We start from the raw sequence: 25899 nt of genomic DNA on the forward strand, positions 1-25899 counted from the left end.
TGAAGGAGTGGTTCGTGATGCATTTGTCTGCCCGTGCCTTGCGCGCATGGATCGGAGCGGTCGCCTGTGTGGCTGTCGCCGGTGTCGCCGGGGCCGAAACCGAGCCGAAGGTCTCCGGAAAGATTGAGTGGGGCCTTTGGGTCGATGCGGATGGCTGCCAGCACTGGTGGGCCGATGGCGGGGAAGAGGGCTATATGGTGGCCCGCGTGAATCCCTCGACCGGCAAGCCGATCTGTGCAGCCAAATCGACGTGTTTGGTGGCTGATGCCGACACCGTGTTTGCGACGGGCAGCGCCGATCTTTCGACTGAGGGGCGCGAGAGCCTGACCGAGTTTTTCAAGCAGCAGGGCGAGTCTGAAACGCGTGCCAGTTTTGCGATTGCGGGTCATACCGACAGTCGCGGCTCGTCGGCGGCGAACCAGACCCTGTCCGAGCGTCGCGCGGCCACTGTTGCCGATCTTGCCCGTTCGCTTGGCGCGCGGGTCGAGCGGCAGACGGGTTATGGCGAAAGCCAGCCTGTCGCCTCGAATGCGACGGCTGCAGGCATGCAGAAGAACCGCCGCGTCGAAGTCGTCTGCTATAAATGGTGACCCGGATGAAGCTGCATTCCCATGTCATTTTCGCCGGGCTGATGGTGGCCACCCTCGCGGGCTGCGAGGCGCGATATCCCTTCATGGCAGGCCCTGACACCGTAATCGCGACCAATACCGACACCGGTCTCGACGCCTATCCTCTGCCGAATGGCACCGGCGCCGTCGCCTATGACCCTGATGGATGTCAGGTCTGGATCGTCGATGACGGGCTAGAAGGCTATGCGACGCGGCGATTCGATCCCGCGACGGGCAAGCCGGTCTGCGATGGCCGCTATCCGCCGGGAACGGTTCTGGGCAATTACGAAACGCCCAAGGCCGGTATACCGGATCGCGTTCCGGTTGGCGTGCGCCGGTCGAACTGACGTCCCCGCGGCTTTCCGCAGCAAAATCAAGACATCGGCCGCCGGTCTACGGTGGCCGATCTCATTTCCACCGCATGTGTTGCCAACTGGATTGCCCACAAGCACTTGTGTGTCAGGCTGAGGTGTCGCCTAAAAAATGGGCAGCGCCCACGGTTTGGCCGCCCGCAACGCAGCTTTGTCTTGTTTCCTTAATCTTCGAGGCGCAGACTCAAATCATGAAGCCCTCCAGCCGCAAAGGAACATAGCTTGGGCATCAGTGCGCTGACACCCCCGACCCGTGCCGAGGACGTCGTCGAGACCCTTCTGGAATTTCCCGACAACAGGCTCTTGATCGACCTCTGTGGCGGATACGACCGGAACCTTGCCCAGATAGAGCACCAGATGGGGGTGCATATCCTGCGGCGCGGCAACCGTCTGGCGGTGATCGGGGACAGGGGCGCACGCGAACAGGCGGCGGCAGTGCTGCATTCGCTCTATGCCCGGCTTGAGGCCGGGCGCGGCATCAGTGCGGGCGAAATCGAGGCCGCCATCCGCATGGGGCATCCGATGATCGAGACGCCGCGCGACGGAGAGCAGATCGAGATGTTCACCCCCGGCGCCGTAGAACTGCGCACCCGCAAGAAGCCGATCGAGCCCAGGACCGAGGCGCAGAAGGCCTATGTCGCGAACCTGTTTGCCAATGAGCTTGGGTTCGGCATCGGTCCCGCCGGCACCGGCAAGACCTATCTGGCCGTCGCGGTTGGGGTGACGATGTTCATCAGCGGGATGGTCGAGAAGATCATCCTGTCGCGCCCGGCCGTCGAGGCGGGCGAACGACTGGGCTTCCTGCCGGGCGACATGAAGGAAAAAGTCGACCCCTATATGCAGCCGCTTTACGACGCGTTGAACGACTTTCTGCCCGCGAAGCAGGTTCAGAAGTTGCTCGAGGAGAAACGCATCGAGATCGCGCCCTTGGCGTTCATGCGTGGCCGGACTCTGGCCAATGCCTTTGTCGTGCTGGACGAGGCGCAGAACGCGACCACCATGCAGATGAAGATGTTCCTGACCCGTCTGGGTGAGGGCAGCCGCATGGTGATCACCGGCGACCGCACGCAGGTTGACCTGCCGCGCGGCGTGCCGAGTGGTCTTCAGGATGCCGAACGTATCCTGAAAGGGGTCAAGGGTGTCAGCTTCAACTACTTCACCGCCAAGGACGTGGTGCGCCATCCGCTCGTTGCCCGCATCATTGAGGCCTATGACGCGGATGAGGCAACGGGCTGAAGCCTTGGTTGAAAGCAAGGGCGGGGGCGCGGCTCCCCGCCCTTTTCTGGTCGATCCTGCCGGGTTGAAAGGCATTTGCGGTTGCGCGAATTGACGGCTATGAGGCGCGCATGACCGGAATCGTGGATATTGTCATCGAGGATGACCGATGGGAGGCCGCAGGGCTTTCCCGGCTGGCTGAAACTTCGGCGCGCGCGGTTGCCACGCATCTGGGATATGATCCTGCGCTCTATCAGGCGGTCGTGATGGGCTGCGATGATGCGCGGATCGCCGAGTTGAACGGCACCTTTCGCGACAAGGCGAAGCCCACGAATGTGCTCAGCTGGCCCTCAGCCGAACGCGGGTCGGAATATGCCGGCGAGGCGCCTGAGCTGCCAGAACCGGGCACTCTGGAGGCGCCAGAGCCCTTGGGCGATATCGCGATTGCCTTTGACACCTGTGCGCGGGAAGCCGCCGAACAGGAAAAAACCTTTGACGCCCATGTCACACATCTTCTGATACATGGGATTCTTCATCTGTTCGGCTATGATCACATCGACGATGATGATGCCGAACTGATGGAAGACACCGAGCGGCAAATCCTCGCCGCGCTTGGAATTGCCGACCCCTATGCGGGCGGCTGACGCAACCTGGATACAAGGACCGATGGGCAGTAGTTACGAAGGATCGACAGGGGCGGCGCAGCCGTCCTCGGAGCGGGCAGAGCAGGACGAGGGAGAGTCTCCCGAGCCGGGGCAGAGAGGGTTCTTCGGGCGGATACTTTCCGCGTTTGTCCCCTCGGACCCGGCGTCAGAAACCCAGCCGGGTCGGCCAGATGCACCTGCATTGCCGCAGCTGCCCGGGCTGGCCAACCTGCGCAAGCTGCGCGTTGACGATGTGGCGATCCCCAAGGTGGAGATCGTGGCCGTCCCCCTCGACATCGGCAAGGATGACCTGGTCGAGGTTTTCCGCAAGCAGGGCTTTTCGCGCCTGCCGGTCTACAAAGGCACACTGGACCATCCGCAGGGTTTGATCCTTCTCAAGGATCTGGCGCTGCAGCACGGCTTTGGCGCAGGCGGGCGGTTCAGCCTGAAGCGGCTGTTGCGCCCGATCCTCTATGCTCCGCCTTCAATGCCGCTGCATGTGCTGTTGCAGAAGATGCAGAAAGACCGTGTGCATATGGCGCTGGTCATCGACGAATACGGCGGTGTCGACGGGCTTGTGACCATCGAGGATCTGATCGAGACGGTGATCGGCGAGATCGAGGACGAGCACGACGAGGAAGAGGGCACCCTGTGGCGGCAGGAAAAGCCGGGTGTCTGGGTCATGCAATCCACTGCGCCGCTGGATGAGGTTGAGGCCGAGATCGGCGTTCGCCTGCGTACTGGCGAAGATGACGAAGAGATCGACACGCTTGGGGGCCTCGTCTTCCTGCGCATCGGTCGGGTGCCGGCGCGGGGCGAGGTGATTGCCCACGAAAGCGGGGTTGAGTTTGAGATCGTCGATGCCGACCCGCGTCGCATCAAGCGTCTTCGTGTAACCTTGCCAGACCACCGGCCCACCGCGCCACCAACCGCACCTGCGACCGAGGGCTGATTGCGCGGCGTCCTGCGGAACCTTGGTCCAGCCTTCGGGCTGGGGCTGCTGACTGCAGCGGGCCAGCTTCCACTGGGCGCCTGGTATGTTGCCTTGCCGGCGCTGGCGGTGGTCATCGCACGGGTGGCCGGGGCCGAAGGCGCCCGCCGCGCCGCCGTACAGGCCTGGGCGGCGGGTGCGGGGCAATTCCTTGGTGCGCTGACCTGGATCATCTCTCCCTTTCTGGTTGAGCCCGAGGTCTATGCCTGGATGGCGCCCTTTGCGCTGATCCTGATGGCGGCAGGTCTTGCGCTGTTCTGGGCGGCGGCCGGGGCGCTTTCCGCGCTGGTTGCAGGCGCAGTCGGAGGGCAGGGGCGCCGCGTGGCAGCTTTCGTCGCGGCGCTTGCCGGGATGGAGGCGTTGCGCGGTGTTCTCTTCACCGGTTTCCCCTGGGCCTTGCCGGGGCATATCTGGATTGACACGCCGGTTGCGCAACTGGCGGCCTGGATCGGGGCGAATGGTCTCACACTGCTGACGCTTGTTGTCGCGGCGCTGCCGGTGATGTTCGGCCCGGCGGGGGCGGCGCTGGCGGCGCTTGCGCTTGCGATGGCCTTTGGTCTGGGTACCTTGCGGTTGGCCGCGCCGCTGCCCGACGGGCCGGGGCTGATCTTCCGTCTGGTGCAGCCAAATGCCCGACAGGATCTGAAGTGGGACCCGGAGCAGGCCAGCCGACTTTACCGGCTGCAAACCGAATTCACTGCCGCTGAGCCCCGGCCTGATCTGGTGATCTGGCCGGAAACGGCGCTACCTTACCTCTATGAGCCATGGGGCGATGCGGCGCAGGGCGTTGCCCGCGCGGCGCGTGGCGTGCCGGTGATCACTGGCGTGCAGCGTCTGGAAGGCGATGCGGCCTACAACAGTCTGGTCATGATCGGCGCGGGTGGCGCAGAGCTTGCAAGCTACGACAAGGCGCATCTGGTGCCCTTTGGCGAGTACATCCCCTTTGGCGACCGGCTGCACGCCTGGTTCGGGCTGCGTGCCTTTGCCGCGCAGGCGGGGTTTGGCTATGCGGCAGGGCCGGGGCCACGGGTGCTTGATCTGGGGCCGCTTGGCCGCGCGCTGCCGCTGATCTGCTATGAGGCGGTCTTTCCGCTGGAGGTGAACGCCCCGGCCGAACGCCCCGGCTGGCTTTTGCAGATTACCAACGATGCCTGGTTTGGCACCCTGACCGGCCCCTTTCAGCATGCGGGTATCGCGCGGTTGCGCGCGATCGAACAGGGATTGCCGCTTGTTCGTGTCGCCAATACGGGCGTGACGCAGATGGTGGATGCACGCGGGCAGGTCACGCATGAACTGGATTTCGGCATCGCAAGCTTCCTCGATGCCCCCTTGCCCGGCGCGCTGCCCCCCACAGTCTACAGCCGCTTCGGCGAGATCCCGTTCCTGGTCCTTCTGGCCGCGCTTTGCGCCGCCGTCATTCTGCGTCGCGGCACCGCAACGCCTTGACGCCCCCGCCGTCGCGGCGTAACGGGAACATTGAACCGCCACAACGGCTTCCTGGCGTGGCGGGGATTGGTAATGGAGCACTTCCCCAATGAGCAGAAAAGACTACGTCTTCACTTCGGAATCCGTCTCCGAGGGGCACCCGGACAAGGTGTGCGACCGCATTTCCGACGCGATCCTGGATGCCTTTCTGAAGGTAGAGCCAAACGCACGCGTTGCTTGCGAGACCTTTGCCACCACCAACCGCGTGGTTGTGGGCGGGGAAGTCGGACTGAGTGATCAGGACAAGCTGAAGTCGATGATGGACGGCGTGGACCAGATCGTCCGCGATTGCGTTCGTGACATCGGATACGAGCAGGACGAGTTTCACTGGAAGACGCTGAAGCTGAAGAACTACCTGCACAAGCAATCGGCCCATATCGCGCAGGGCGTGGACAAGGACGGGGCGGGCGATCAGGGCATCATGTTCGGCTATGCCTGCCGCGAGACGCCCGAGCTGATGCCAGCGCCGATCCAGTACGCTCATGCGATCCTGCGCCGTCTGGCGGAAGTGCGGAAATCGGGGCAAGAGCCGACACTGCGCCCCGACGCCAAATCGCAACTGTCGTTGCGCTATGTCGATGGCAAGCCCGTCGAGGTGACCTCGATCGTGCTCTCGACCCAGCACGAAAGCGAAGATCAGACTTCGGCCGATATCCGGGCCATCGTTGAGCCCTATATCCGTGACGTGCTGCCGCAGGGCTGGATTACCGACAAGACCGAATGGTGGGTCAACCCGACTGGCACCTTCGTCATCGGCGGACCGGATGGGGATGCAGGGCTGACGGGCCGCAAGATCATCGTCGATACCTACGGTGGTGCCGCGCCGCATGGTGGCGGTGCATTCTCGGGCAAGGATCCGACCAAGGTGGACCGTTCCGCCGCCTATGCCGCGCGCTATCTGGCCAAGAACGTGGTCGCGGCCGGACTGGCCGATCGCTGCACGCTGCAGCTCAGCTATGCGATCGGTGTGGCGCGGCCGCTGTCGATCTATATCGACACCCATGGCACCGGGCAGGTTGCGGAATCCGCGATCGAACGCGCCGTGGCCGAATGTATGGATCTGACGCCGCGCGGAATTCGCGAACATCTGAACTTGAACCGCCCGATCTACGCCCGCACCGCGGCCTATGGCCATTTCGGTCGTGCGCCTGATGCCGAGGGTGGTTTCAGCTGGGAGCGGACAGACCTGATCGACGCGCTGAAGAAAGCGGTCTGAGCAGCACCTGATGACTTCGATCGGCCCGGTATCAGCACGCCGGGCCGTTTTCATGTTCTGGCGCAATGCGTGCGGTCCGCCATGGTCCGACTGCGAGCGAATTGTTCGCGCCCACCTTTGCCCCAATTTTCGCCGCGATGCAGGGCTAGCAAAAGGGGTAGATCCTCTATCCTCGGCGTGTCCATTCCATGCAGACAATCCGCGCACAACTCTTCTCAGCCGAACCCGTCCTTTGCGGATTGCGGGTGCTGCTGATCGCAACGGGCGATCCCCGGCCCGCGCAGAGGGCGGCAGATGCCGTGCTGTCAATGGGCGGGGATGTGGAGCTCGCGACTGAACTCTTTACCGGCCTTGATGCCGTGATCGACGATCCGGGCGGCTATGGGCTCTTTGTGCTGGTCTGCGACGAGACGGACGATGGCCTTTGGGCCGGCGCGCGTGCGATGTCGCTGTTGCGTGGGGCAGGGTGCCGGGTTCCGGCGATTGTCATCGGCGCGGGCAGCGAAGCCCCGACCTTTCCCGAAGACCGCGCAGGCGCAGTAACTCTGCCGGTCAATTCATTGGAGAAAAGTCTGCGCCCGGCAATCCGTCATGCCTTGCGTGATCGGATTTTGTGGCGCGCCGCCTGACGGGGCGTTCACCGGATATGAAAAAAGGGGCGGACTTCGCCCACCCCTTTGCGGATTTCAGCTTTGGCCGGCAACCGGCCTGCCGAAAATCAGGCCAGCGACAGGTTGGTCGCCGATTCGCGGCCGTCACGGCCAGCTTCGATGTCGAAGGTCACAGCCTGACCATCAGCCAGCGAGCGGATGCCAGCGCGTTCCAGTGCGGTGATGTGGACGAACACGTCCTTCTTGCCACCCTCAGGGGCGATAAAGCCGAAGCCCTTGGTAGCGTTGAACCATTTCACGGTGCCCTTGGCCATCGTGAGATCTCCTTTAACATGCCACCCGCGGAAGTGCGGTGGCCCGGCATCGTCAGCACGCGTCGAGCTGTGGCCGGATTTCGGAGACAGTGGTCGAATTGAGATAACGTCGCTCCGAAGATATGGGGGTGCTTTTTCCAGAAAGCAAGGAAGATTCCTGTACTTGCCCGTCCAAAGCGCCGAGCGGTCGCAAGAACGCTGCCGCATTTCGAGCCGTTGCCGCAACGCGGCGGACATAAAATTACAATATAGACCTGTTTACAGTTGCAATGTTGCGCGGCGAATGTATCTCTATGCTGCATGAGCCGCGTTGATTCTGCGCTGCGGCACAATGAACAGGAGGGCCAAATGGCACTGGATAACCAGCCCGCGATCGCGCCTTACGACGCGCCAATCAAGGATCTGTATGAAATCGGCGAGATGCCGCCCCTCGGCCATGTTCCGAAGAACATGTACGCTTGGGCGATCCGTCGCGAACGCCATGGCGAGCCAGAGCAGGCCATGCAGATGGAGGTCGTGCCCACGTGGGAGATCGACAGCCATGAGGTGCTGGTTCTGGTGATGGCCGCCGGCGTCAACTATAACGGCGTCTGGGCTGGTCTCGGCGTGCCGATCAGCCCGTTCGACGGCCACAAGCAGCCCTACCATATCGCCGGTTCCGATGCCTCGGGCATCGTCTGGGCGGTGGGTGACAAGGTGAAGCGCTGGAAGGTCGGCGACGAGGTGGTGATCCACTGCAATCAGGATGACGGCGACGACGAGGAATGCAACGGCGGTGACCCGATGTTCTCGCCCACGCAGCGGATCTGGGGCTACGAGACGCATGATGGCTCGTTCGCGCAGTTCACGCGTGTGCAGGCGCAGCAACTCATGCCACGTCCCAAGCATCTGACCTGGGAAGAGTCGGCCTGCTACACGCTGACACTGGCGACCGCCTACCGGATGCTCTTTGGCCATGCGCCGCATGACCTGAAGCCCGGCCAGAACGTGCTGGTCTGGGGGGCGTCGGGTGGTCTTGGGTCCTACGCGATCCAGCTTGCGGCAGCGGCGGGTGCCAATGCGATCGGCGTGATCTCGGATGAAACCAAGCGCGACTTCGTGATGTCGCTGGGCGCCAAGGGCGTGATCAACCGCAATGACTTCAAATGCTGGGGGCAACTGCCCAAGGTCAACAGCCAAGAATACAACGACTGGCTGAAAGAGGCCCGGAAGTTTGGCAAGGCGGTCTGGGACATCACCGGCAAGGGCGTCAACGTCGACATGGTGTTCGAGCATCCGGGCGAGGCGACCTTCCCGGTTTCGACCCTGATCTGCAAGAAGGGCGGCATGGTGGTGATCTGTGCCGGCACCAGCGGTTTCAACTGCACCTTCGACGTGCGGTACATGTGGATGCACCAGAAGCGCCTGCAGGGCTCGCACTTCGCCCATCTCAAGCAGGCGGCGGCGGCCAACAAGCTGATGTGCGAGCGTCGGCTCGATCCCTGCATGTCCGAGGTTTTTCCCTGGGCCGAGATCCCCAAGGCGCATACGCTGATGCTGCGCAACCAGCACAAGCCTGGCAACATGGCGGTGCTGGTGCAGGCGCCCCGCACCGGCCTGCGCACATTCGAGGATGCGCTCGAGGCCGGCCCCAAGGGCTGATCCTGGGTTCTGATCCCTGTCCCGCCGTTCCCACCCGGGGGCGGCGGTTTTCCGTTCTGCGCAGGTGTTTCGTTGACGTTCTATTGACCAAACCGCCGTAGATCTGGGGCAGGCGGTTTCATCGTTTCCGCCTGTCACAACGGGCGAGGGTGGCCATATGGCGGACAGCTGGATTTTCGACGTGTTGCGCGATTTGCGCAGCTTCGCCCAGATCAACGACCTGCCCGCCTTTGCCGCGCAGATCGAACGTGCGACCCGCGTTGCCGAGGCGGAAATCGCAACGCGGGCCGAACCTCACAGAGCACAGGTGCAATCCCGCAGTCTCAACTGACGGGCTCTCGCCAATCCTGGCACGCTCGCCTATGGTGCGCGCGATGCAACACCCCGCCCTTATCTTTTCTGACGATCAGGCCGAGGCCTGGGACCGCGTGGCCGATCAGCTGCGTGGCATGGGTGTCGATATTGTCGAGGGCACCCTGACCCCTGCCGCCGAGGGGAAGAGCACCGTTCTGGGCGTGATGGGCAAGGCGGGATCGGGCAAGACCATGCTGCTCGCCTCGCTCTACAAGGCCTTGCAGGGGGCCGGGGTCGAGATCGTCTCGGGCGATTACGAGGGGAAAAAACGCAAGGACCGGCGCACGCTAGCCATCCTCGCGCCAACCAACAAGGCGGCGTCGGTGCTGCGGATGCGCGGCGTCCCGGCGACGACGATCCACCGCATCCTCTATACCCCGGTCTATGATCCCCAATACGAGCGGATCGCAGACTGGCTGACCGGCAATGGCACCCGGCCCGAGGTGGAGGGGCTGACCGAGCAGGCGCTGGATCGAGCCAAGGCATTTTACGACGGCAACGCCTCGGTTCCCGGTGCGCTGGCGGCTGCCGGCTTGCGTGGGTCGGACTTCATTCAGGGCTGGAAGCGTCGGGAAGAGCCGCTCGACATCGGATTTATCGATGAAAGCTCGATGCTGGATGACCGGCAGTTCGACGATCTGCGCGAGATATTCCCGACGCTGGTGCTGTTCGGTGACCCGGCACAGCTGGCACCGGTGAACCAATCGGGCCAGATGGTTTTTGACAAGCTGGGGCGAGAGAGGCAACTCCACCTCAGCCGTATCCACCGGCAGGCCGAGGGCAACCCGATCCTTGATCTGGCCCATGCGCTGGCCGACCCGGATCTGACGTTTGACCAGTTCGAGCGGATGGTGGAACAGGCGGCCCGCAGCGATGATCGCGTGGTCATGGCCGAACGGGTTGACGCCACGCTGATGGCGCGTTCGCCGGTTCTGGTCTGGCGCAATGCGACCCGTATCCGCCTGATCCATGCCTTCCGCAGCGCCTATGGCGCGCCCGAGGATGCGCTGTTGCCGGGCGAACCCTTGATCTGCGACGGGATCGAACTGCCCTTGAAGCACCGCAAGAAACGCATCGACCTTGAGGCGCGGGGCCTGATCAAGGGGGCGCAGGTCATCTACCTTGGCCCCGGCACCCGGCCCGGTTTTGCGCGGCTGCATGTCATCGGCGCCGAAGAGCCGCAGCTTTCGGCCGCCTCGATCATCAAGATCGAAAAGCCGGATGAGGAAGAGCCCTTTATCCCGCAGGCTGCCACCATGGGTGCGACCTTCCTGCATGGCGCGGCCGTCACGATCCACAAGGCGCAGGGCAGCCAATGGCCCGAGGTGCAGGTCTTTGCCCCTGATCTTTGGGCTGCCGCGCAGGCCGGTCGTTCCGAGGCGGGCATCCCGCTATGGAAGCGGCTGGCCTACGTGGCGATCACACGCGCCGAAAAGCGCCTGCACTGGGTGATCCGCAACCGCCTTGCCCGCCCGCAGGTGCCGCTTGGCATCGAGGATCTGCGCGCGCACAGCGGGGCGGTCTTGTCGCTGCAATCGCAAGACTGACGCCGGTTTGCCAAGCCCCGTCTGCTGCCGCTATGCTGACCTTAAAAGGAGCCCGCCCATGATCTGCGTATTCGTCCAGTTCCGCTGCACCCCCGGCCAGACCTACAAGGTGGCCGAGGCCATCTATGACCGCGAGGTGGTGTCAGAGCTCTATTCGACCTCGGGCGAATATGACCTGATCGCCAAGGTCTATGTGCCGGACGAGGCGGATGTGGGGCACTATCTTAGCGAAAGGCTGTTCGACATTCCGGGGATCGTGCGCACGCTGACCACGATGACCTTCAAGGCGTTCTGACCGCGTTCCACCACAGCGACAGGCGCAACGATTGCGGCGTCGGTGTCCAGGCGCCAAGGCGCACGCCCGCCTCGCGCAGCACCTCACCCACCCAGACGTTGCAGGTGCGCAGGCCTGAAAAGTCACCCCGGCTGGCGAAGAAGGCATCCTGTGCGGTCAGCCCTGGCGCCTTGACCAGCCGGCGCAGTCCAAGGTCTTGGTCCAGTCGAGACAGCAGGGCGCGATAGCCTTCTGCGCTAAGCCTGATCTTTCGCGCCCCCGGGATGTCTTCAAGGGCAACTGCGCCCCAGGCCTCCAGTCGCATGACGGCGCTGTCGCCCAGAACGGCCTTGGCCACTGCTGCCATTGGCACATCGCTGTAGCTGCCAGCCGACATGTAGAAATCCCGCGCGCCCCAGCCGACCAGCAGCCATTCGGCATTCTCGGCCAGTACCGCCACATTCGCATCGGCCGCAAAGGTAAAGCGGCGGCGCAGTTCTGGTGTCAGGGGCAGCAGCAGGTCGTAGTGGATGGGCGTACCGACCAGTCCGATCTCGATCCCGGCGGGCCCATCGAAGCGCGCACTCTCTGCAGGCCATAGGGCGCCGAACAGACCGGCGGCGAACCAGAGCGACAGAATCACAAAGGGCGCGGCCAGCCCCCAGACCAGCCTGCGCCCCCAGATCCGCATGATGCGACGCTTAGTGGTCGTCGTGGGCGTGTTCGCGATCGATCACATAGCGCTTGTCGCAATAGCCACATTCGACAAAGCCGGTGTCCTGCGGAATGGTCAGCCAGACGCGCGGATGTCCAAGCGCGCCCTCTCCCCCGTCGCAGGCCACTTTCCAGTGGGTGACGATCTGGGTTTCCGGGGCATCATTGGTCATGGGCTGATCTCCTGCAACTGGCGGGTCTGGCGAGCGTTTTGCCTATTCTAGAAAGGCAAAGGGGTAGCTTCAAGGCATAAGCGGTGGATCGCTGGGTCTTTGCCTTGGCAGGGGCCGTCAGCCCACCAGATCGGCCTCGCGCATCACTGGAAAGAAGGTGCCGCGGGACCAGAGGCCGAACCACGCTTCGCCTGCATGTTCCGCAACCTCTCCCAGTTCGATCAGCCGGTAAAAGCTTTTGCGGTCAACGCGCGCTTCCAACCCGCGCCGTACCATCACATAGGGTGCAGGATTTGGGGTCGTGGGATCGCGGCCCATCCGCATCGGATGGTCAGGGCCTGCGGTCACCTCGTCGCCGACATTGGTGGTAAAGGTCAGCTCCGCTCCGTGCTCGCCCTCTTCCAGCCGGAAGTCCACCACGATGAACGGCGCATCCTCGACCGTGATCCCCAGCTTTTCGACCGGCGTGACCAGATAGTAGCGTCCGTCTTCCAGCTTCAGGATCGAGGCAAACAACCTCACCAGCGGTGCCCGGCCAATCGGCGTACCCTCATGGAACCATGTGCCGTCGCGGGCAATGCGCATGTCCATCTCGCCGCAATAGGGCGGGTTCCACAGATGCACGGGTGGTGGCCCTTTCTTTCCGGCAGCCTTGGCAACCGCCAGAATGTCAGAGGTTTCAGACATTTGCCCCGATTTCGCTTTTGTCATTTGTGCCGCGCCCCGCGATCCGCTCTAATGCGCAGGATATAATGCTTTGAAGGGCAAAGTCATGGCGGAAGCGCTGGTGGAACGGATCGAATCCCTGGGGGAGCAACTGGCGCAGGCCAAGACATCGATCAACAGGCGCTTCATCGGGCAGGAACGGGTGGTCGATCTGGTGCTTGCCTCGATGCTCTGCGGGGGGCATGCGCTGCTGGTGGGGCTGCCCGGCCTTGGCAAGACGCGTCTGGTCGATACCCTGTCGACGGTGATGGGGCTTAAAGGCAACCGCATCCAGTTCACCCCGGACTTGATGCCCGCCGACATTCTGGGGTCCGAGGTGCTGGAGACCGGCGCTGACGGCAGCCGCGCCTTCCGCTTTATCGAAGGCCCGATCTTCTGCCAGTTGCTGATGGCCGACGAGATCAACCGGGCCAGCCCGCGCACGCAATCGGCGCTGTTGCAGGCCATGCAGGAACGCGAGGTGACGATCGCGGGTGAGCATCGCCCGCTGGGCCGGCCCTTCCACGTCCTCGCCACGCAGAACCCGATCGAGCAGGAGGGCACCTATCCGCTGCCCGAGGCGCAGTTGGACCGGTTTCTGGTTCAGGTCGATGTGGACTACCCCGACCGTGCGACCGAGCGTGACATCCTGCTTGCCACCACCGGTGCCGAAGAGGCCGAGGCGCATCAGGTGTTTACCGCCGCCGGGCTGCTCGACGCGCAAGAGGTGATCCGGCGCATGCCGGTGGGTGACAGCGTGGTCGAGGCGATCCTTGATCTGGTGCGTGCCTGCCGCCCCGGCGAGGCCGAAGGCACGGCTGTTGCCGATACGCTAAGCTGGGGTCCGGGCCCGCGCGCGGCGCAGGCCCTGATGCTGGCAACCCGCGCCAAGGCGCTGCTCGATGGCCGGCTCGCGCCCTCGGTGGCTGATGTGGCAGATCTCGCGCGTCCGGTGCTGACGCATCGGATGGCGCTCAACTTTGCGGCGCGCGCGCGTGGCGAAACGCTTGGCGCTGTCATCGACCGCGTTGTGGCGCAGAGCCTTGGCCAAGAGGCGGCTGCGTGACACCGCAATCCGATCTCCGCGCCCGCGCCGAGGAGTTGGGGCAGTCTTTGCCCCCGCTTCTGGCGGCGGCCGAACATCTGGCTGCGGCCATAATGCTGGGGGAACACGGGCGCCGCCGCGCCGGAATGGGGGATGAGTTCTGGCAATACCGGCAGGTCCATGCGGGCGACAGCGCCCGGATGATCGACTGGCGCAGGTCGGGCCGGGGCGACGTGCAATATGTGCGTGAACGCGAATGGCAGGCCGCGCAAAGCGTGTCGATCTGGGTGGATCCCTCGGCCTCGATGCGCTTTACGGGCGACAAGGCGCGCGCGCCAAAGGCTGATCGCGCAAGGTTGCTGGCGCTGGCTCTCTCTGTTCTTCTGTTGCGCGGGGGCGAACGTGTGGGCCTGATGGGCGGGCTGACCCCGCCGCGATCCGGGCGGGCGCAGGCGGAACGGCTTGCACGGGCGCTGGCGCAGGACGGTGCCGAAGACTATGGCCGGCCCGAAACGACAGGCCTTGCCGCCCATGGCCAGGCGGTGCTGATTTCGGATTTCATGGGGGACCTTGCGGCGGTCGAGGATGCCATCGGCGTGGCCATGGCCCGGGGCGTGCGGGGCGCGCTTCTTCAGGTACTCGATCCGGCCGAAGAGGATTTCCCCTTTGATGGCCGGACGATCTTTGAATCCATGGCGGGCTCTCTTCGCTATGAAACGCAGCGCGCCGGCGATCTGCGCAGCCGCTATCTCGCCCGGCTGGCAGAGCGGCGCGAGCGCCTTGCGACGCTGGCGCGCCTTTCAGGCTGGCAGTTCACCCAGCACCATACGGGGCAGGGCGCGCAGCCCGCACTTCTGTGGCTTTATCGTGCGCTGGAGGCCGGGTTCTGATGTGGACGCTTGGCGCCATCGGCTTCACCTCGCCGCTGGTATTGGGGGCGCTGCTGGCGCTGCCGCTTCTGTGGATCCTGCTGCGGGCGGTGCCGCCCGCACCGATCCGGCGGCGCTTTCCGGGTGTGGCGCTGCTTCTCGGGCTTAAGGACACGGATACCGAAACCGAACGCACGCCGCTGTGGCTGCTCCTCTTGCGGGCGGCGGCAGTCGCGGCGGCGATCATCGCCTTTGCTGGCCCGGTGCTCAACCCCTCGCAGCCCAAGGTTACGCCCGACCTGCCGCTTCTGGTGGTCATCGACGGGGGCTGGGCGGATGCGCGCGACTGGCCGCGCCGGATTGAACGCGCCCGTCTGATCGTCGAAGAGGCGGGCCGCAGTGGTCGCACCGTCGCCGCGATCCGCCTGACCGATACGCCCGCGCGGCCCGAGTTTCAGACCGCACAGCCCGTGCTTGACCGGATTGCCGGGCTTTCGCCCTTGCCCTTTGATCCCATGGATGCAGACTGGATCGCAGCGCTGCCTGAGGGTGGGTTTGAGACCTACTGGATTGCCAGCGGGCTGGATCATCCGGGTCGGTCCGACCTGCTTGCCGCGTTGCAGGGGCGTGGGCCGTTGCGCGTCTTTGAAACCGCGCGCCCCGTTGTCGCGCTTGCTCCGGTCGCGTTCAAGGATGGCGCCGTGCAGATCCGCGGCCTGCGCCAGCCTGCCGGCACGCAGATGGAGGTGGATGTCGCCGCGCGTGGGCTGGACCCCGCCGGGATTGACCGGGAACTTGCGCGCGCCACGCTGACATTTGCCACCGGCAAGACCGAGACCGAGGCTGCGCTGAACCTGCCGCCCGAACTGCGTAACCGCCTGACCCGGTTCGAGATGGCGGGGATCCGCACCGCAGGCTCAGTCACGCTGACCGATGACAGCCTGAAGCGGCGCAAGGTCGCGCTGATCGGTGGCAGTGCCGGGCGCGAAGGGCTGCTGCTTCTGTCGCCCACCCATTACCTGCGGCAGGCACTGGCGCCGGTGGCCGAACTGATCGACGGCAGCCTTGTCGATGTGCTAAAGGCCAGCCCCGATGTGATCATCCTTGCCGATGTTGCGCGGCTGACGGCCGAAGAAAACAATGGTCTGGTGAAATGGGTTGATGCAGGCGGGCTTCTGCTGCGCTTTGCCGGGCCGCGGCTCGCGGCCTCGGATGTGGCGCGCATGGAAGAGGACCCGCTTCTGCCCGTGCGCCTGCGCGAGGGTGGCCGTGCGCTTGGCGGCGCCATGAGCTGGGGTAGCCCTCGCACGCTGGCGCCTTTCGCCGAGACGAGCCCATTCTACGGCCTTTCGGTGCCGGCAGAGGTGACGGTCAAGGCGCAGGTTCTGGCCCAGCCCGACCCTGATCTTGCCGCGCGCTCGATCGCCATGCTGGAGGACGGCACCCCCCTTGTGACGCGCAAGGCGCTTGGGCAGGGGCAGGTGGTACTGTTCCATGTCACCGCAAATGCCGAATGGTCGTCGCTGCCGCTGTCGGGCTTGTTCGTCCAGATGCTGGAACGGCTGGCTGTCTCGACCCGCCCCGCACTGCCCGAGGCTGCCGATCTGGCTGGTCAGACCTTTGCGCCGCAACAGGTGCTTGATGCCTTTGGTGTCTTGCAAGACCCCACGGGCCTGCCCGGCGTGCCGGGAGAGGCGCTTGCAACGGGCCAACCGGGCCCCGATCGCCTGCCGGGATTGTATGCGGGCGAGGATCGGCTGATCGCCCTGAACGTGATCAGCCCCGAGACAAGCCTTGCGCCTGCCGTCTGGCCCGCCAACGTGCCGGTCGAGGGGCTGGAGGCTGCGCAGGAGCAACCCTTGAAGGGCAGCTTCCTCGCCGCCGCCCTGATCCTGCTGGCAGCAGATGTGCTGGCGGCGCTTTTGGTTTCGGGTCGCCTGTCGGGCAACCTTGCGGCGCGTCTGGGACTTGTGCTGGCCCTGCTGGGCCTTGCCCCGACAGAGGGGCGCGCGCAGTCGGGCGATGATGCATTCGCGCTGACGGCAACCACCGAGTTGCGGCTGGCCTATGTGGTTACAGGCGATATGCGGGTAGATGGGTTGTCAGAGGCCGGATTGCGCGGCCTGGGCCAGCAGCTCTTCGGGCGCACCACGGTCGAGCCGGCCGAGCCGATTGCCGTTGATATTGAACGCGACGAACTTGCGTTCTTTCCCTTTCTCTACTGGCCGGTGACGGCGGATCAGCCGCTGCCTTCGGTTCAGGCCTATGGCAAGCTGAACGAGTTTCTGCGGACTGGCGGCATGATCCTCTTTGATACCCGCGACGCCAACACGCCGGGCGGCACCTCGGCCGAGGCACGCAGGTTGCAGTTGATTGCTGCGGCACTGGACATCCCGCCGCTGGAGCCTATCCCCACCGATCATGTGCTGACCCGGACCTTCTATCTGTTGCAGGACTTTCCCGGACGGCAGAACGGCACGATCTGGGTCGAGGCCGCGCCACCCGATGCCGAGCAGGCCGAGGGGATGCCATTCCGCAATCTCAACGACGGGGTAACGCCGGTGGTGATTGGCGGAAACGACTGGGCCGCAGCCTGGGCTGTGGATGAGCGCGGGCTGCCACTCTATCCGGTGGGGCGTGGTTCGGGCGGCGAACGCCAGCGCGAGATTGCCTATCGGTTCGGGATCAACCTTGTGATGCATGTGTTCACCGGAAACTACAAATCCGATCAGGTCCATGTGCCCGCGCTGCTGGAAAGGCTGGGGCAATGATCGGGGGGATGGCCGCATCCATCGTCTTTGACCCGCTGCTGCCCTGGGCGGTCATCACGGGGCTGGCGGTTCTGTGCCTTGGGCTTGCGCTTTACGCGCTGTGGCGCGGGCTTGCCGGATGGCCATGGCGCACCGGCGCCGCGCTGGCCCTGCTGGCGGCGCTGATGAACCCCGCGATCCAGCGCGAGGAGCGTAAACCGCTCAGCGACATCGTCATCGCCGTGGTTGACCGCACGTCAAGCCAGAGCGTCGGTGACCGCGCGCTTCAGGCCGAGACGGCCCTTGCGGCGCTTGAGGCCGAGGTCGCGGCCCTGCCGGGAACAGAGCTGCGCGTCACGACGGTTCTGGATGCGCCCGGGGATGGCGGATCGCCCGTCATGGCGGCGCTGGCCGAGGCAATCGCCGCCGAACCCCGCGACCGGATCGCGGGGGCGGTGATCATCTCGGACGGGCGCGTGCATGACATCGAGCTCGCGCCCGCCATGCCCGCCCCCCTGCATTTGCTGATGACAGGGCGTGAGTCAGACTGGGATCGCCGGCTGATCGTCAAGAACGCCCCCGCCTTCGCCATCATTGATGAGCCCGTGACGCTGACCCTGCGGATCGAGGATGCGGGCGATGTGCCTGCTTCGGCCGCGGGCATGGCTGACCTTTCCATCGCCATCGACGGGGGAGAGCCGCAATGGTACTCGGTCCCCGTGGGCGAAGATCTGGAACTGCCCGTCACCCTGCCACATGGCGGGCAAAACATCCTGCAGTTCGACGTGGCCGCCGCCGAGGGCGAGCTGACCACGCGCAACAACAGCTCGGTCACCGCGATCAACGGTGTACGGGATCGACTGCGGGTGCTTCTGGTCTCCGGTGAGCCCCATGCTGGTGAGCGTGTCTGGCGGAACCTGCTGAAATCCGATCCCTCGGTCGATCTGGTACATTTCACCATCCTGCGCCCGCCGGAAAAGCAGGACGGCGTGCCGGTTGACGAGTTGTCGCTGATCGCCTTTCCCACGCGAGAGTTGTTTGTCGAAAAGATCGAAGAATTCGACCTGATCATCTTTGACCGCTATCGACTGCGGGGAATCCTGCCGCAGGCCTATCTTGAGAACGTGCGCGATTATGTCACGCGCGGAGGGACGGTTCTGGTAGCGGCTGGCCCCGAGTTCGGGACGGCCGACAGCCTCTGGCGCTCACCCTTGGCCGACATTCTGCCCGTCACCACCACCAGCCGCGTGCTGGAGGGGGGCTTCCGCCCGGCGCTGACCGATCTGGGGCAACGCCATCCGGTGACGCAGGGCCTTGATGCCCGTGCGCCCGAAGGGGGATGGGGCCGCTGGTTCCGGCAGATCGAGATCTCGGCTCGTGGCGCCGGTCAGGTGGTGATGGAGGGGCTGGAACGCCGTCCGCTGCTGGTTCTCGCGCGCGAGGGCGAAGGGCGGGTGGCCGTGCTGGCCTCGGACCACGCCTGGTTGTGGGGCCGGGGGTATGAGGGCGGTGGCCCGCAGCTTGAACTGCTGCGCCGGCTTGCACACTGGATGCTGAAAGAGCCGGAGCTTGAGGAAGAGACGCTCTCGGCGGAACCGAAAGAGCAATCGATCGTCGTCAGCCGCCGCACGCTGTCCGAAACGCCGCCCGATGCGGTGGAGGTGACCTTGCCTGATGGTACTGTCACCGCGCTGGCATTGCCGCAGGTTTCACCGGGGCATTACCGGGCCGAGATGCCTGCGCCGCAGCAGGGCCTTTACCGGCTAAAGCAGGGTGAACTTTCGACCGTCGTCGCCGTAGGCCCGCCATCCCCGCGTGAGTTCGAGGAGACGCTCGCCTCGGCCGAGGTGCTGGAGCCAGTGGTGGAGGCGGCAGGGGGCGGTGTTCTCAGAATCGAGGATGGTCTGCCCGACCTGCGGACCGTGGGCGAGGGGCGGACCGCCGCCGGTCGCGGCTGGATCGGCATTACGCCACGGGGTGCCCATGTCACGCAGGATATCCGCATTTCGGCACTGCTGCCCGAATGGGTCTGGCTGGCGATTGCCTCGGCCTTAATCTTGCTCGCATGGCTGCGCGAGGGGCGTTTGGGCGGAAAGGCTGTCTAGGCGCCCTAATGCCGGGGCGGCGGGGCGTCTTCAGTCAGCCGGGCGATGATCGCCTCGCGGCTTTGCGAGGCGAACTCTCTCCGGATCAGTGTGGCGAAGGTCGCCCCCATCGTCACGATCAGCGCCCAGGGTCCAAGCAGCCAGCCAAGCGCGCCGAGCGCATAGTAGACCGACCGCAGCCCCCGGTTGTAGTTGCGCGCGGCGGTGATGTTCACCTCGGCCGCGCGGGCCGCGCGTTCATAGGCGCGCGGGTGATGGATGTCGTTCGGAACCGAGGCCAGCAGCACCGAGCAATAGCCGAACAGCCGGTGCGACCAGACGAACATCAGGAACGCATTCACCACAAAGGCCAGCACGAACAGGATCTTGGCCTTCATGATCAGCGCAGGTCCTGCGTCCAGATCGAACGAGGTGGCAAGCCCCTGCAGCGGCGTCGTATCCGACACCAGCGCAAGACCCGCACCCAACCCGATCAGGCAGGACGAGGCGTAAAAGGTGATCCCTTGCCGCAGCCCGTCCAGAATGGTCGCATCGAAGATCCGCGGCTGGCGCGTCACCATCTCGCGCATCCAGTCGCGCCGGTAATGCACCATGATCTGCGAGACCGAAGGGCGACGGAAGGTCGGGCTTTCGATCAGCCGTTGCAGGACAATGGCACCGGTCAGCGAAAAGCCGACAGCGAGCGCATCCGCAGGCGTGAACAGGCGAAGGATTGAAATGGCGTCCATGATCCTTGTCTAGCGTGACCGCGCGGCCTTGCCAAATTGTAAAATTGGTTATATAAGTTTACCAAATATAGGGAGGGTAGCCATGGACATGCCGGTTCCAAGCCCGTCGATCCTTGCACGCAAGGATCGCATCGTCGCTCGGCTGCGGGCTGTCTTGCCGGCAGATGCGGTGATCCATGATCCGCAAGAGGTGCTCGCCTATGAATGCGATGCGCTTTCCGCCTATCGATGCCCCCCGCTTGTTGCCGTTCTGCCGCGCACGACGGCCGAGGTTTCGGCCGTGCTGCGCATCTGCCATGAAGAGGGCGTGCCGGTCGTCCCGCGTGGGGCGGGCACGTCGCTGGCTGGCGGTGCACTGCCCACCGCAGACAGCGTGATCCTTGGTGTTGCCCGCATGACCGAGGTGCTGGAGGTCAGCTTCCCCGACCGCTTCATCCGGGTGCAGACCGGCCGGACCAACCTTGCCGTAACCGCCGCCGTCGAAGACGAAGGGTTTTTCTATGCCCCCGACCCCTCAAGCCAGCTCGCCTGTGCGATCGCGGGCAATATCGCGATGAACTCGGGCGGGGCGCATTGTCTGAAATACGGGGTGACCACCAACAACCTGCTGGGCGTGACCATGGTCATGATGGATGGCCGCGTGGTCGAGGTCGGCGGGCCGTGGATGGATGCGCCAGGGCTGGATCTTCTGGGCCTGATCTGCGGATCCGAAGGTCAGCTCGGGGTGGTGACCGAGGCGACCCTGCGCATCCTGCCCAAGCCCGAAGGCGCGCTGCCAGTGCTGATCGGCTTCGACTCCTCCGAAGTGGCCGGCGCCTGTGTCTCTGACATCATCAAGGCGGGGGTCTTACCGGTTGCGATCGAGTTCATGGACGGCCCCTGCATCAAGGCCTGTGAGGCCTTTGCGCAGGCAGGCTACCCTGACTGCGAGGCGCTTCTGATTGTCGAGGTTGAGGGCGCCGAGGAAGAAATCCGTCATCAACTGCACCTGATCATGGACATCGCGCGCCGCCACAATCCGGTCGACCTGCGTGAGGCTGCGGACGCCGATCAGGCCAAGCGCATCTGGCTGGGCCGCAAATCGGCCTTTGGCGCCATGGGGCAGATCAACGACTACATGTGCCTCGATGGCACGATCCCGGTGTCCAGCCTGCCCTATGTGCTGCGCCGGATTGGAGAGCTGAGCCGCGATTTTGGACTTGAGGTGGCGAATGTCTTTCATGCGGGCGATGGCAACATGCACCCGTTGATCCTCTACAACGCGAACACGCCGGGCGATCAGGAAAAATGCGAAGAGCTTGGCGCCGAGATCCTGAAGCTCTGTGTCGAAGTTGGCGGCTGCCTGACGGGCGAGCATGGCGTGGGGATCGAGAAGCGCGATCTGATGGAGGTGCAGTATGGCCCCCTTGATCTTGAGGCGCAGCTGCGGGTGAAGGACGTGTTCGACCCCCGGTGGCTTCTGAACCCCGCCAAGGTGTTCCCGCTGCATGTGACTGCCAGCCGCCGTGCGGGTTAACGCCCGGCGCCGCATCTGCCCCTCAGTTTGACTGGAAAGACAATGACCGCGCAACTGATCCCCCGCGATGAGGCCGAGCTTTCAGAGATGATCCGTGCAACCCACGGGCCGCTTGCGGTGCGCGGCGGCGGCACGCGCGGGCGCGCACCACAAGGCCCGGCGATCAGCACAACCGCGCTGACAGGGATAACGTTGTACGAACCCGGCGCTTTGACCCTTGTGGTGGCCGCCGGAACCCCGGTGGCCGAAATCGAGGCGACGCTTGCCGCCGAGGGGCAGCGCCTTGCGTTCGAAGTGCCGGACCTGCGTGGGGTTCTGGTGCGTGCGGGCACCTCGACCATTGGGGGTGTGGTGGCCGAGAATGCCTCGGGTCCGCGGCGTGTGGCAGTGGGCGCCGCGCGCGACTTCTGTCTGGGCGTGCGCTTTGTCGATGGGCGCGGCGATGTCGTTCGCAATGGCGGGCGCGTGATGAAGAACGTGACCGGCTATGATCTGGTGAAGCTCATGTCAGGCAGCCGGGGCCAGCTGGGGGTGTTGACCGAGGTCGCGCTCAAGGTGCTGCCGCGCCCGGAGATCGAGCTGACGCTGGCCCTGTCGGGACTTTCGGTCGATCAGGCGGTCGCGGCGATGTCGGCAGCCCTTGGCTCGCCCTTCGAGGTTACGGGTGCCGCGCATCTGCCCGGGCAGGGCACCTTTCTGCGGATCGAAGGGTTTGAGGGCTCGGTCGCTTATCGGGCGGGCCGGTTGCGCGCATTGCTGGCACCCTGGGGAGAGGCCCGCGAGGTGCCCTCTGCGTGGGCTGCGATCCGCGATGTGGCGCCGCTTGGCGGTCGGCAGGGTGATCTGTGGCGCATCTCGACCCGTCCATCGCTGGCCGCAGGGCTGATCGCGCGGATCGGGGCCGATGAAGTGATGCTCGATTGGGGTGGCGCGCTGATCTGGGTGCTGACGCCTCAAGGCACAGACCTGCGCGCAAAACTGGGCGATCTCTCTGGCCATGCCACCTGCCTGCGCGGCACTCCACCCGATCCGGCGCCCCCCGAATCCCCGCATCTCGCCGAACTGACCAAAGGGCTGCGCCAGGCCTTTGATCCACGCGGCATCTTTGCCTGACCCCCACGCCGACACGCGCGCAAAGCCATCGCAGGAGCCGCCATGCAGACGAATTTCTCGCAGGAACAGCTGAAGGACCCCGGCATCGCCCGCGCGAACCAGATCCTGCGCAGCTGCGTGCATTGCGGGTTCTGCACCGCGACCTGCCCGACCTATCAGGTTCTGGGGGATGAACTCGACAGCCCGCGCGGCCGGATCTATCTGATCAAGGAGATGCTCGAAAGCGGCCGCCCTGCCGACGCGCGCACCGTCAAGCATATCGACCGCTGCCTTAGCTGTCTGGCTTGCATGACCACCTGCCCAAGCGGCGTGCATTACATGCACCTCATCGACCACGCGCGCGCCCATATCGAAAAGACCTATCGTCGGCCGTTGGGTGACCGGGCGCTGCGCTGGTTGCTGTCACGTATCATCCCCTATCCGGGCCGGTTCCGTCTGGCGATGCTGGGGGCGAAGATGGCAAGGCCCTTCGCGCGCCTCCTTCCCGACCCACGATTGCGCGCGATGGTCGCGATGGCCCCAAAGCAGGTGCCGCCGGTCAGCCGCAACGATGATCCGCAGGTGTTTCCGGCAATCGGTCAAAGGCGGATGCGGGTCGCGCTGCTGACGGGCTGCGCGCAGAAGGCGCTGAACACCGACATCAACGATGCCACCATCCGGGTACTGCGCCGCTTTGGCTGCGAGGTGGTGGTGGCGCGCGGCATGGGTTGTTGTGGCGCGCTGACCCATCACATGGGGCGGGTCGATGAAAGCCACCATCAGGCGGCGGCCAACATCAACGCATGGATGGCGGAAAAGCGGGGCGGCGGGCTTGACGCGATCGTGATCAACACAAGCGGATGCGGCACGACCGTCAAGGACTACGGCCATATGTTCCGCACCGAGCCATTGGCCCCCGATGCCGCCGAGATCTCGCGCCTGGCGATGGACATCTCAGAGCTTCTGGCAAAGCTCGATTTGCCGATGGCACCGCCACGGGGCATGCGTGTCGCCTATCACGCCGCCTGTTCGCTCCAGCACGGCCAGCAGGTGAAAACCGCGCCCAAGGATGTGTTGAAACGCTTGGGATTTGAGGTGGTTGAACCCACTGACAGCCATCTCTGTTGCGGCTCGGCCGGTACCTACAACCTGTTGCAGCCCGAGATTTCGGCCGAGTTGAAACGGCGCAAGGTCGCAACGCTTGAGGCGAAGGCGCCCGAAGTGATCGCGGCCGGAAACATTGGCTGCATGATGCAGATCGGGTCGGGAACTACGGTGCCGATAGTCCACACTGTTGAACTCGTCGACTGGGCGACCGGCGGGCCACGTCCAAGGGCCCTTGCCTGATCGGGGCGAATGGCACAAATCTGTGCGGGTAAGAGTCTGGCCCGCGGTATCATGAAGCGCATCTTCTCATCCTTGGCGATTGCCCTTGTGGTGCCCTTTGGCGCCCCTGCGCAGGATGTTGTGACCTTGGCCCCTGCGCGGGATGCCCGGCTGGAAAGCCTTGAGACATCCGACGCCGGTCGCGGGTGGGAGGCGGTGGGCAAGCTGGAGCTGGGCCGTCGTGGCTTTTGCACGGGCGCGCTGATTGCGCCCGATCTGGTGCTGACCGCCGGACATTGCCTGTTTGACCGCGACACAGGCGCCCGCATCGACCCCGCCTCGATCGAGTTTCGTGCAGGCTGGCGCAATGGCCGCGCCATCGCCTATCGCGGCATCAAGCGGGCGGTGGCCCATCCAGATTACGTCTATGGCGGCGAGAAACTGAATGAGCGCGTGGCCTTTGATATCGCGCTTCTGCAACTGGACCAACCGATCCGGCAGCCTTCGGTCACGCCGTTCGCCATTGGCGAGCAACCCCTGGCGGGCGATGCCGTCAGCGTCGTCTCTTATGCGCAGGACCGGTCCGAGGCGCCGTCGTTGCAGGAAGTGTGCAAGGTTCTGGCGCAGGAACCCAAGATGCTGATGCTGACCTGCGATGTCGATTTCGGCTCATCCGGGGCACCCGTCTTTGCGTTTCTGGGTGGCATGCCGCGCATCGTCTCGGTCGTCTCGGCCAAGGCCGAATACGACGGGCACAAGGTGGCCATCGGAACCGGGCTCGCCGAACCTTTGGAAGATCTGCGGCGCGAGATCATGGAGGCCGAGGAGGCCGCAGGCCTTGGCTCGGCGCGCATCCTGCGCGGCGGCATTACCTCAGGCCCAAAATTCCTGCGCCCCGACGAGGATCGTCCCGGCGATTGAGCGCACCCTGGGCCTGTCGCCTTTGGACAATCGCCAGCCCCTTGAAATGGCGCGCATCCCTTCCCAGATCTGGCAAACCGGGCGCCATTGCGGGCCCGGCTGACGAACCAAGGCCTGCCCGGCATCGGGGGGCCGTCTACATCGCTTGAAGAGGATGACCATGCGTAACTTCGATTTCGCACCGCTCTATCGTGCCACCGTGGGCTTTGACCGCATCGCCGATCTGCTGGATCGCGCCCTGACTGCCGATGTCGCCCAGCCGACCTATCCGCCCTACAATATCGAAAAGACCGACGAGAACGCCTATCGCATCTCGATCGCAGTGGCCGGCTTCACGCCCGAGGAACTGGCTGTCGAGGTCAAGGAAGGCGCGCTGTTCGTCTCGGCCCGCAAGGCGCCCGAGGCTGCCGATCGCAATTTCCTGCATCGTGGCATCGCCACCCGTGCCTTTGAGCGCCGCTTTGCGCTGGCCGATCATGTGCGCGTCAGTGGTGCGGCCCATGAACACGGCATGCTGCATATCGACCTTGTCCGCGAAACGCCCGAGGCGCTGAAACCCCGCCGGATCGAGATTTCGCGCGCGGCCCCGGTTCAGGCCGACGTGGTCGAAGCCGCACCCGCCCAGACGGCGGTCAACTGATCTCTCCTGAATTGCCGTCAGAGAGGCGCACGGGTTTGGGCCCG

General features: G+C 64.7%; 26 protein-coding genes and 1 riboswitch. Of the genes, 21 read left to right on the forward strand and 5 right to left on the reverse strand.

Features of this window, described 5'->3' with window-relative positions; translation table 11 throughout:
* Nucleotides 1–17 precede the first annotated feature (17 nt).
* The 8 genes from FQU74_RS09820 to FQU74_RS09855 all read left to right on the forward strand — a co-directional run bounded on the left by FQU74_RS09820 (nucleotide 18) and on the right by FQU74_RS09855 (nucleotide 7159).
* On the forward strand, nucleotides 18–590 hold the full coding sequence (locus FQU74_RS09820) for an OmpA family protein (RefSeq protein WP_146286299.1): 573 nt from the start codon (nucleotides 18–20) through the stop codon (nucleotides 588–590).
* Between the two features lie 5 nt (nucleotides 591–595).
* Nucleotides 596–955 (forward strand): hypothetical protein, encoded by a 360-nt coding sequence (locus FQU74_RS09825; RefSeq protein ID WP_146286300.1) that lies wholly within the window; start codon nucleotides 596–598, stop codon nucleotides 953–955.
* Between the two features lie 246 nt (nucleotides 956–1201).
* The gene (locus FQU74_RS09830) at nucleotides 1202–2215 is read left to right on the forward strand and encodes a PhoH family protein (RefSeq protein WP_146286301.1); all 1014 of its coding nucleotides are present in this window, start codon (nucleotides 1202–1204) and stop codon (nucleotides 2213–2215) included.
* Between the two features lie 110 nt (nucleotides 2216–2325).
* Nucleotides 2326–2838 carry an rRNA maturation RNase YbeY gene (gene ybeY / locus FQU74_RS09835; protein ID WP_146286302.1) on the forward strand — a complete coding sequence of 171 codons (513 nt, stop codon included), beginning with the start codon at nucleotides 2326–2328 and terminating at the stop codon, nucleotides 2836–2838.
* Nucleotides 2839–2860: 22 nt separating this feature from the next.
* Entirely contained in the window at nucleotides 2861–3790 is a 930-nt protein-coding gene (locus FQU74_RS09840) for a transporter associated domain-containing protein (protein ID WP_146286303.1), read from the forward strand.
* Nucleotides 3791–5275, forward strand: coding sequence for an apolipoprotein N-acyltransferase (lnt, locus tag FQU74_RS09845; protein ID WP_229704373.1), 1485 nt, complete (start codon nucleotides 3791–3793; stop codon nucleotides 5273–5275).
* A 32-nt stretch (nucleotides 5276–5307) separates the two neighbouring features.
* Nucleotides 5308–5355, forward strand: a riboswitch (SAM-SAH riboswitch).
* 8 nt (nucleotides 5356–5363) lie between these two features.
* Nucleotides 5364–6530 (forward strand): methionine adenosyltransferase, encoded by a 1167-nt coding sequence (metK, locus tag FQU74_RS09850; protein ID WP_146286304.1) that lies wholly within the window; start codon nucleotides 5364–5366, stop codon nucleotides 6528–6530.
* A gap of 188 nt (nucleotides 6531–6718) precedes the next feature.
* Entirely contained in the window at nucleotides 6719–7159 is a 441-nt protein-coding gene (locus FQU74_RS09855) for a hypothetical protein (RefSeq protein ID WP_146286305.1), read from the forward strand.
* A gap of 89 nt (nucleotides 7160–7248) precedes the next feature.
* Here FQU74_RS09855 and FQU74_RS09860 read toward each other — a convergent pair whose 3' ends face one another.
* Nucleotides 7249–7455: a cold-shock protein gene (locus tag FQU74_RS09860; protein ID WP_146286306.1), complete on the reverse strand. Its 207-nt coding sequence runs from the start codon at nucleotides 7453–7455 to the stop codon at nucleotides 7249–7251.
* A gap of 348 nt (nucleotides 7456–7803) precedes the next feature.
* Here FQU74_RS09860 and ccrA point away from each other — a divergent pair, with 348 nt between their 5' ends.
* From ccrA to FQU74_RS09875, 4 genes are all read left to right on the forward strand, one after another.
* Nucleotides 7804–9096 carry a crotonyl-CoA carboxylase/reductase gene (gene ccrA, locus FQU74_RS09865; RefSeq protein ID WP_146286307.1) on the forward strand — a complete coding sequence of 431 codons (1293 nt, stop codon included), beginning with the start codon at nucleotides 7804–7806 and terminating at the stop codon, nucleotides 9094–9096.
* Between the two features lie 157 nt (nucleotides 9097–9253).
* The gene (locus FQU74_RS19290; protein ID WP_158635572.1) at nucleotides 9254–9427 is read left to right on the forward strand and encodes a hypothetical protein; all 174 of its coding nucleotides are present in this window, start codon (nucleotides 9254–9256) and stop codon (nucleotides 9425–9427) included.
* A gap of 43 nt (nucleotides 9428–9470) precedes the next feature.
* Complete coding sequence (locus FQU74_RS09870; RefSeq protein ID WP_146286308.1) at nucleotides 9471–10997, forward strand: ATP-dependent DNA helicase; 1527 nt, start codon at nucleotides 9471–9473, stop codon at nucleotides 10995–10997.
* A 58-nt stretch (nucleotides 10998–11055) separates the two neighbouring features.
* A complete protein-coding gene (locus tag FQU74_RS09875; RefSeq protein WP_146286309.1) occupies nucleotides 11056–11292 on the forward strand; it encodes an Lrp/AsnC family transcriptional regulator in 237 nt (78 codons plus the stop codon).
* On the opposite strand, the gene FQU74_RS09880 is transcribed toward FQU74_RS09875, so the two are convergent.
* From FQU74_RS09880 to FQU74_RS09890, 3 genes are all read right to left on the reverse strand, one after another.
* Nucleotides 11279–11962, reverse strand: a complete 684-nt coding sequence (locus FQU74_RS09880) for a DUF2459 domain-containing protein (protein ID WP_146286310.1) — start codon at nucleotides 11960–11962, stop codon at nucleotides 11279–11281. The two genes, FQU74_RS09875 and FQU74_RS09880, sit on opposite strands and share 14 nt — an antisense overlap.
* 10 nt (nucleotides 11963–11972) lie before the next feature.
* Nucleotides 11973–12158, reverse strand: a complete 186-nt coding sequence (locus tag FQU74_RS09885; RefSeq protein WP_146286311.1) for a zinc-finger domain-containing protein — start codon at nucleotides 12156–12158, stop codon at nucleotides 11973–11975.
* Nucleotides 12159–12275: 117 nt separating this feature from the next.
* Complete coding sequence (locus FQU74_RS09890; RefSeq protein ID WP_146286312.1) at nucleotides 12276–12869, reverse strand: DUF1285 domain-containing protein; 594 nt, start codon at nucleotides 12867–12869, stop codon at nucleotides 12276–12278.
* Between the two features lie 61 nt (nucleotides 12870–12930).
* On the opposite strand from FQU74_RS09890, the gene FQU74_RS09895 reads away from it, so the two are divergent.
* Genes FQU74_RS09895 through FQU74_RS09910 form a run of 4 tightly spaced genes read left to right on the forward strand, consistent with a single transcriptional unit; the run spans nucleotide 12931 to nucleotide 19632 of the window.
* Nucleotides 12931–13929, forward strand: a complete 999-nt coding sequence (locus FQU74_RS09895; RefSeq protein WP_146286313.1) for an AAA family ATPase — start codon at nucleotides 12931–12933, stop codon at nucleotides 13927–13929.
* Nucleotides 13926–14798 (forward strand): DUF58 domain-containing protein, encoded by an 873-nt coding sequence (locus FQU74_RS09900; RefSeq protein WP_229704372.1) that lies wholly within the window; start codon nucleotides 13926–13928, stop codon nucleotides 14796–14798. Before FQU74_RS09895 ends, FQU74_RS09900 begins: the two co-directional genes overlap by 4 nt.
* Nucleotides 14798–17548: a DUF4159 domain-containing protein gene (locus tag FQU74_RS09905; protein WP_146286314.1), complete on the forward strand. Its 2751-nt coding sequence runs from the start codon at nucleotides 14798–14800 to the stop codon at nucleotides 17546–17548. The genes FQU74_RS09900 and FQU74_RS09905 overlap by 1 nt, the downstream gene beginning before the upstream one ends.
* A gap of 8 nt (nucleotides 17549–17556) precedes the next feature.
* Entirely contained in the window at nucleotides 17557–19632 is a 2076-nt protein-coding gene (locus FQU74_RS09910; protein WP_146286315.1) for a glutamine amidotransferase, read from the forward strand.
* 5 nt (nucleotides 19633–19637) lie between these two features.
* Here the strand turns inward: FQU74_RS09910 and FQU74_RS09915 are convergent, their stop codons facing one another.
* The gene (locus FQU74_RS09915) at nucleotides 19638–20360 is read right to left on the reverse strand and encodes a DUF599 domain-containing protein (RefSeq protein WP_146286316.1); all 723 of its coding nucleotides are present in this window, start codon (nucleotides 20358–20360) and stop codon (nucleotides 19638–19640) included.
* A gap of 82 nt (nucleotides 20361–20442) precedes the next feature.
* On the opposite strand from FQU74_RS09915, the gene FQU74_RS09920 reads away from it, so the two are divergent.
* The 5 genes from FQU74_RS09920 to FQU74_RS09940 all read left to right on the forward strand — a co-directional run bounded on the left by FQU74_RS09920 (nucleotide 20443) and on the right by FQU74_RS09940 (nucleotide 25855).
* Nucleotides 20443–21876, forward strand: a complete 1434-nt coding sequence (locus FQU74_RS09920; RefSeq protein WP_146286317.1) for an FAD-linked oxidase C-terminal domain-containing protein — start codon at nucleotides 20443–20445, stop codon at nucleotides 21874–21876.
* A gap of 54 nt (nucleotides 21877–21930) precedes the next feature.
* Nucleotides 21931–22989 carry an FAD-binding protein gene (locus tag FQU74_RS09925; RefSeq protein WP_146286638.1) on the forward strand — a complete coding sequence of 353 codons (1059 nt, stop codon included), beginning with the start codon at nucleotides 21931–21933 and terminating at the stop codon, nucleotides 22987–22989.
* Nucleotides 22990–23031: 42 nt separating this feature from the next.
* Nucleotides 23032–24315, forward strand: a complete 1284-nt coding sequence (glcF, locus tag FQU74_RS09930; RefSeq protein ID WP_146286318.1) for a glycolate oxidase subunit GlcF — start codon at nucleotides 23032–23034, stop codon at nucleotides 24313–24315.
* A gap of 51 nt (nucleotides 24316–24366) precedes the next feature.
* Complete coding sequence (locus FQU74_RS09935) at nucleotides 24367–25215, forward strand: trypsin-like serine peptidase (RefSeq protein ID WP_146286639.1); 849 nt, start codon at nucleotides 24367–24369, stop codon at nucleotides 25213–25215.
* Between the two features lie 160 nt (nucleotides 25216–25375).
* On the forward strand, nucleotides 25376–25855 hold the full coding sequence (locus tag FQU74_RS09940; RefSeq protein WP_146286319.1) for an Hsp20 family protein: 480 nt from the start codon (nucleotides 25376–25378) through the stop codon (nucleotides 25853–25855).
* Nucleotides 25856–25899: the final 44 nt, after the last annotated feature.

The organism is Gemmobacter aquaticus, from assembly GCF_007859075.1.
Taxonomy (GTDB): domain Bacteria; phylum Pseudomonadota; class Alphaproteobacteria; order Rhodobacterales; family Rhodobacteraceae; genus Gemmobacter; species Gemmobacter aquaticus.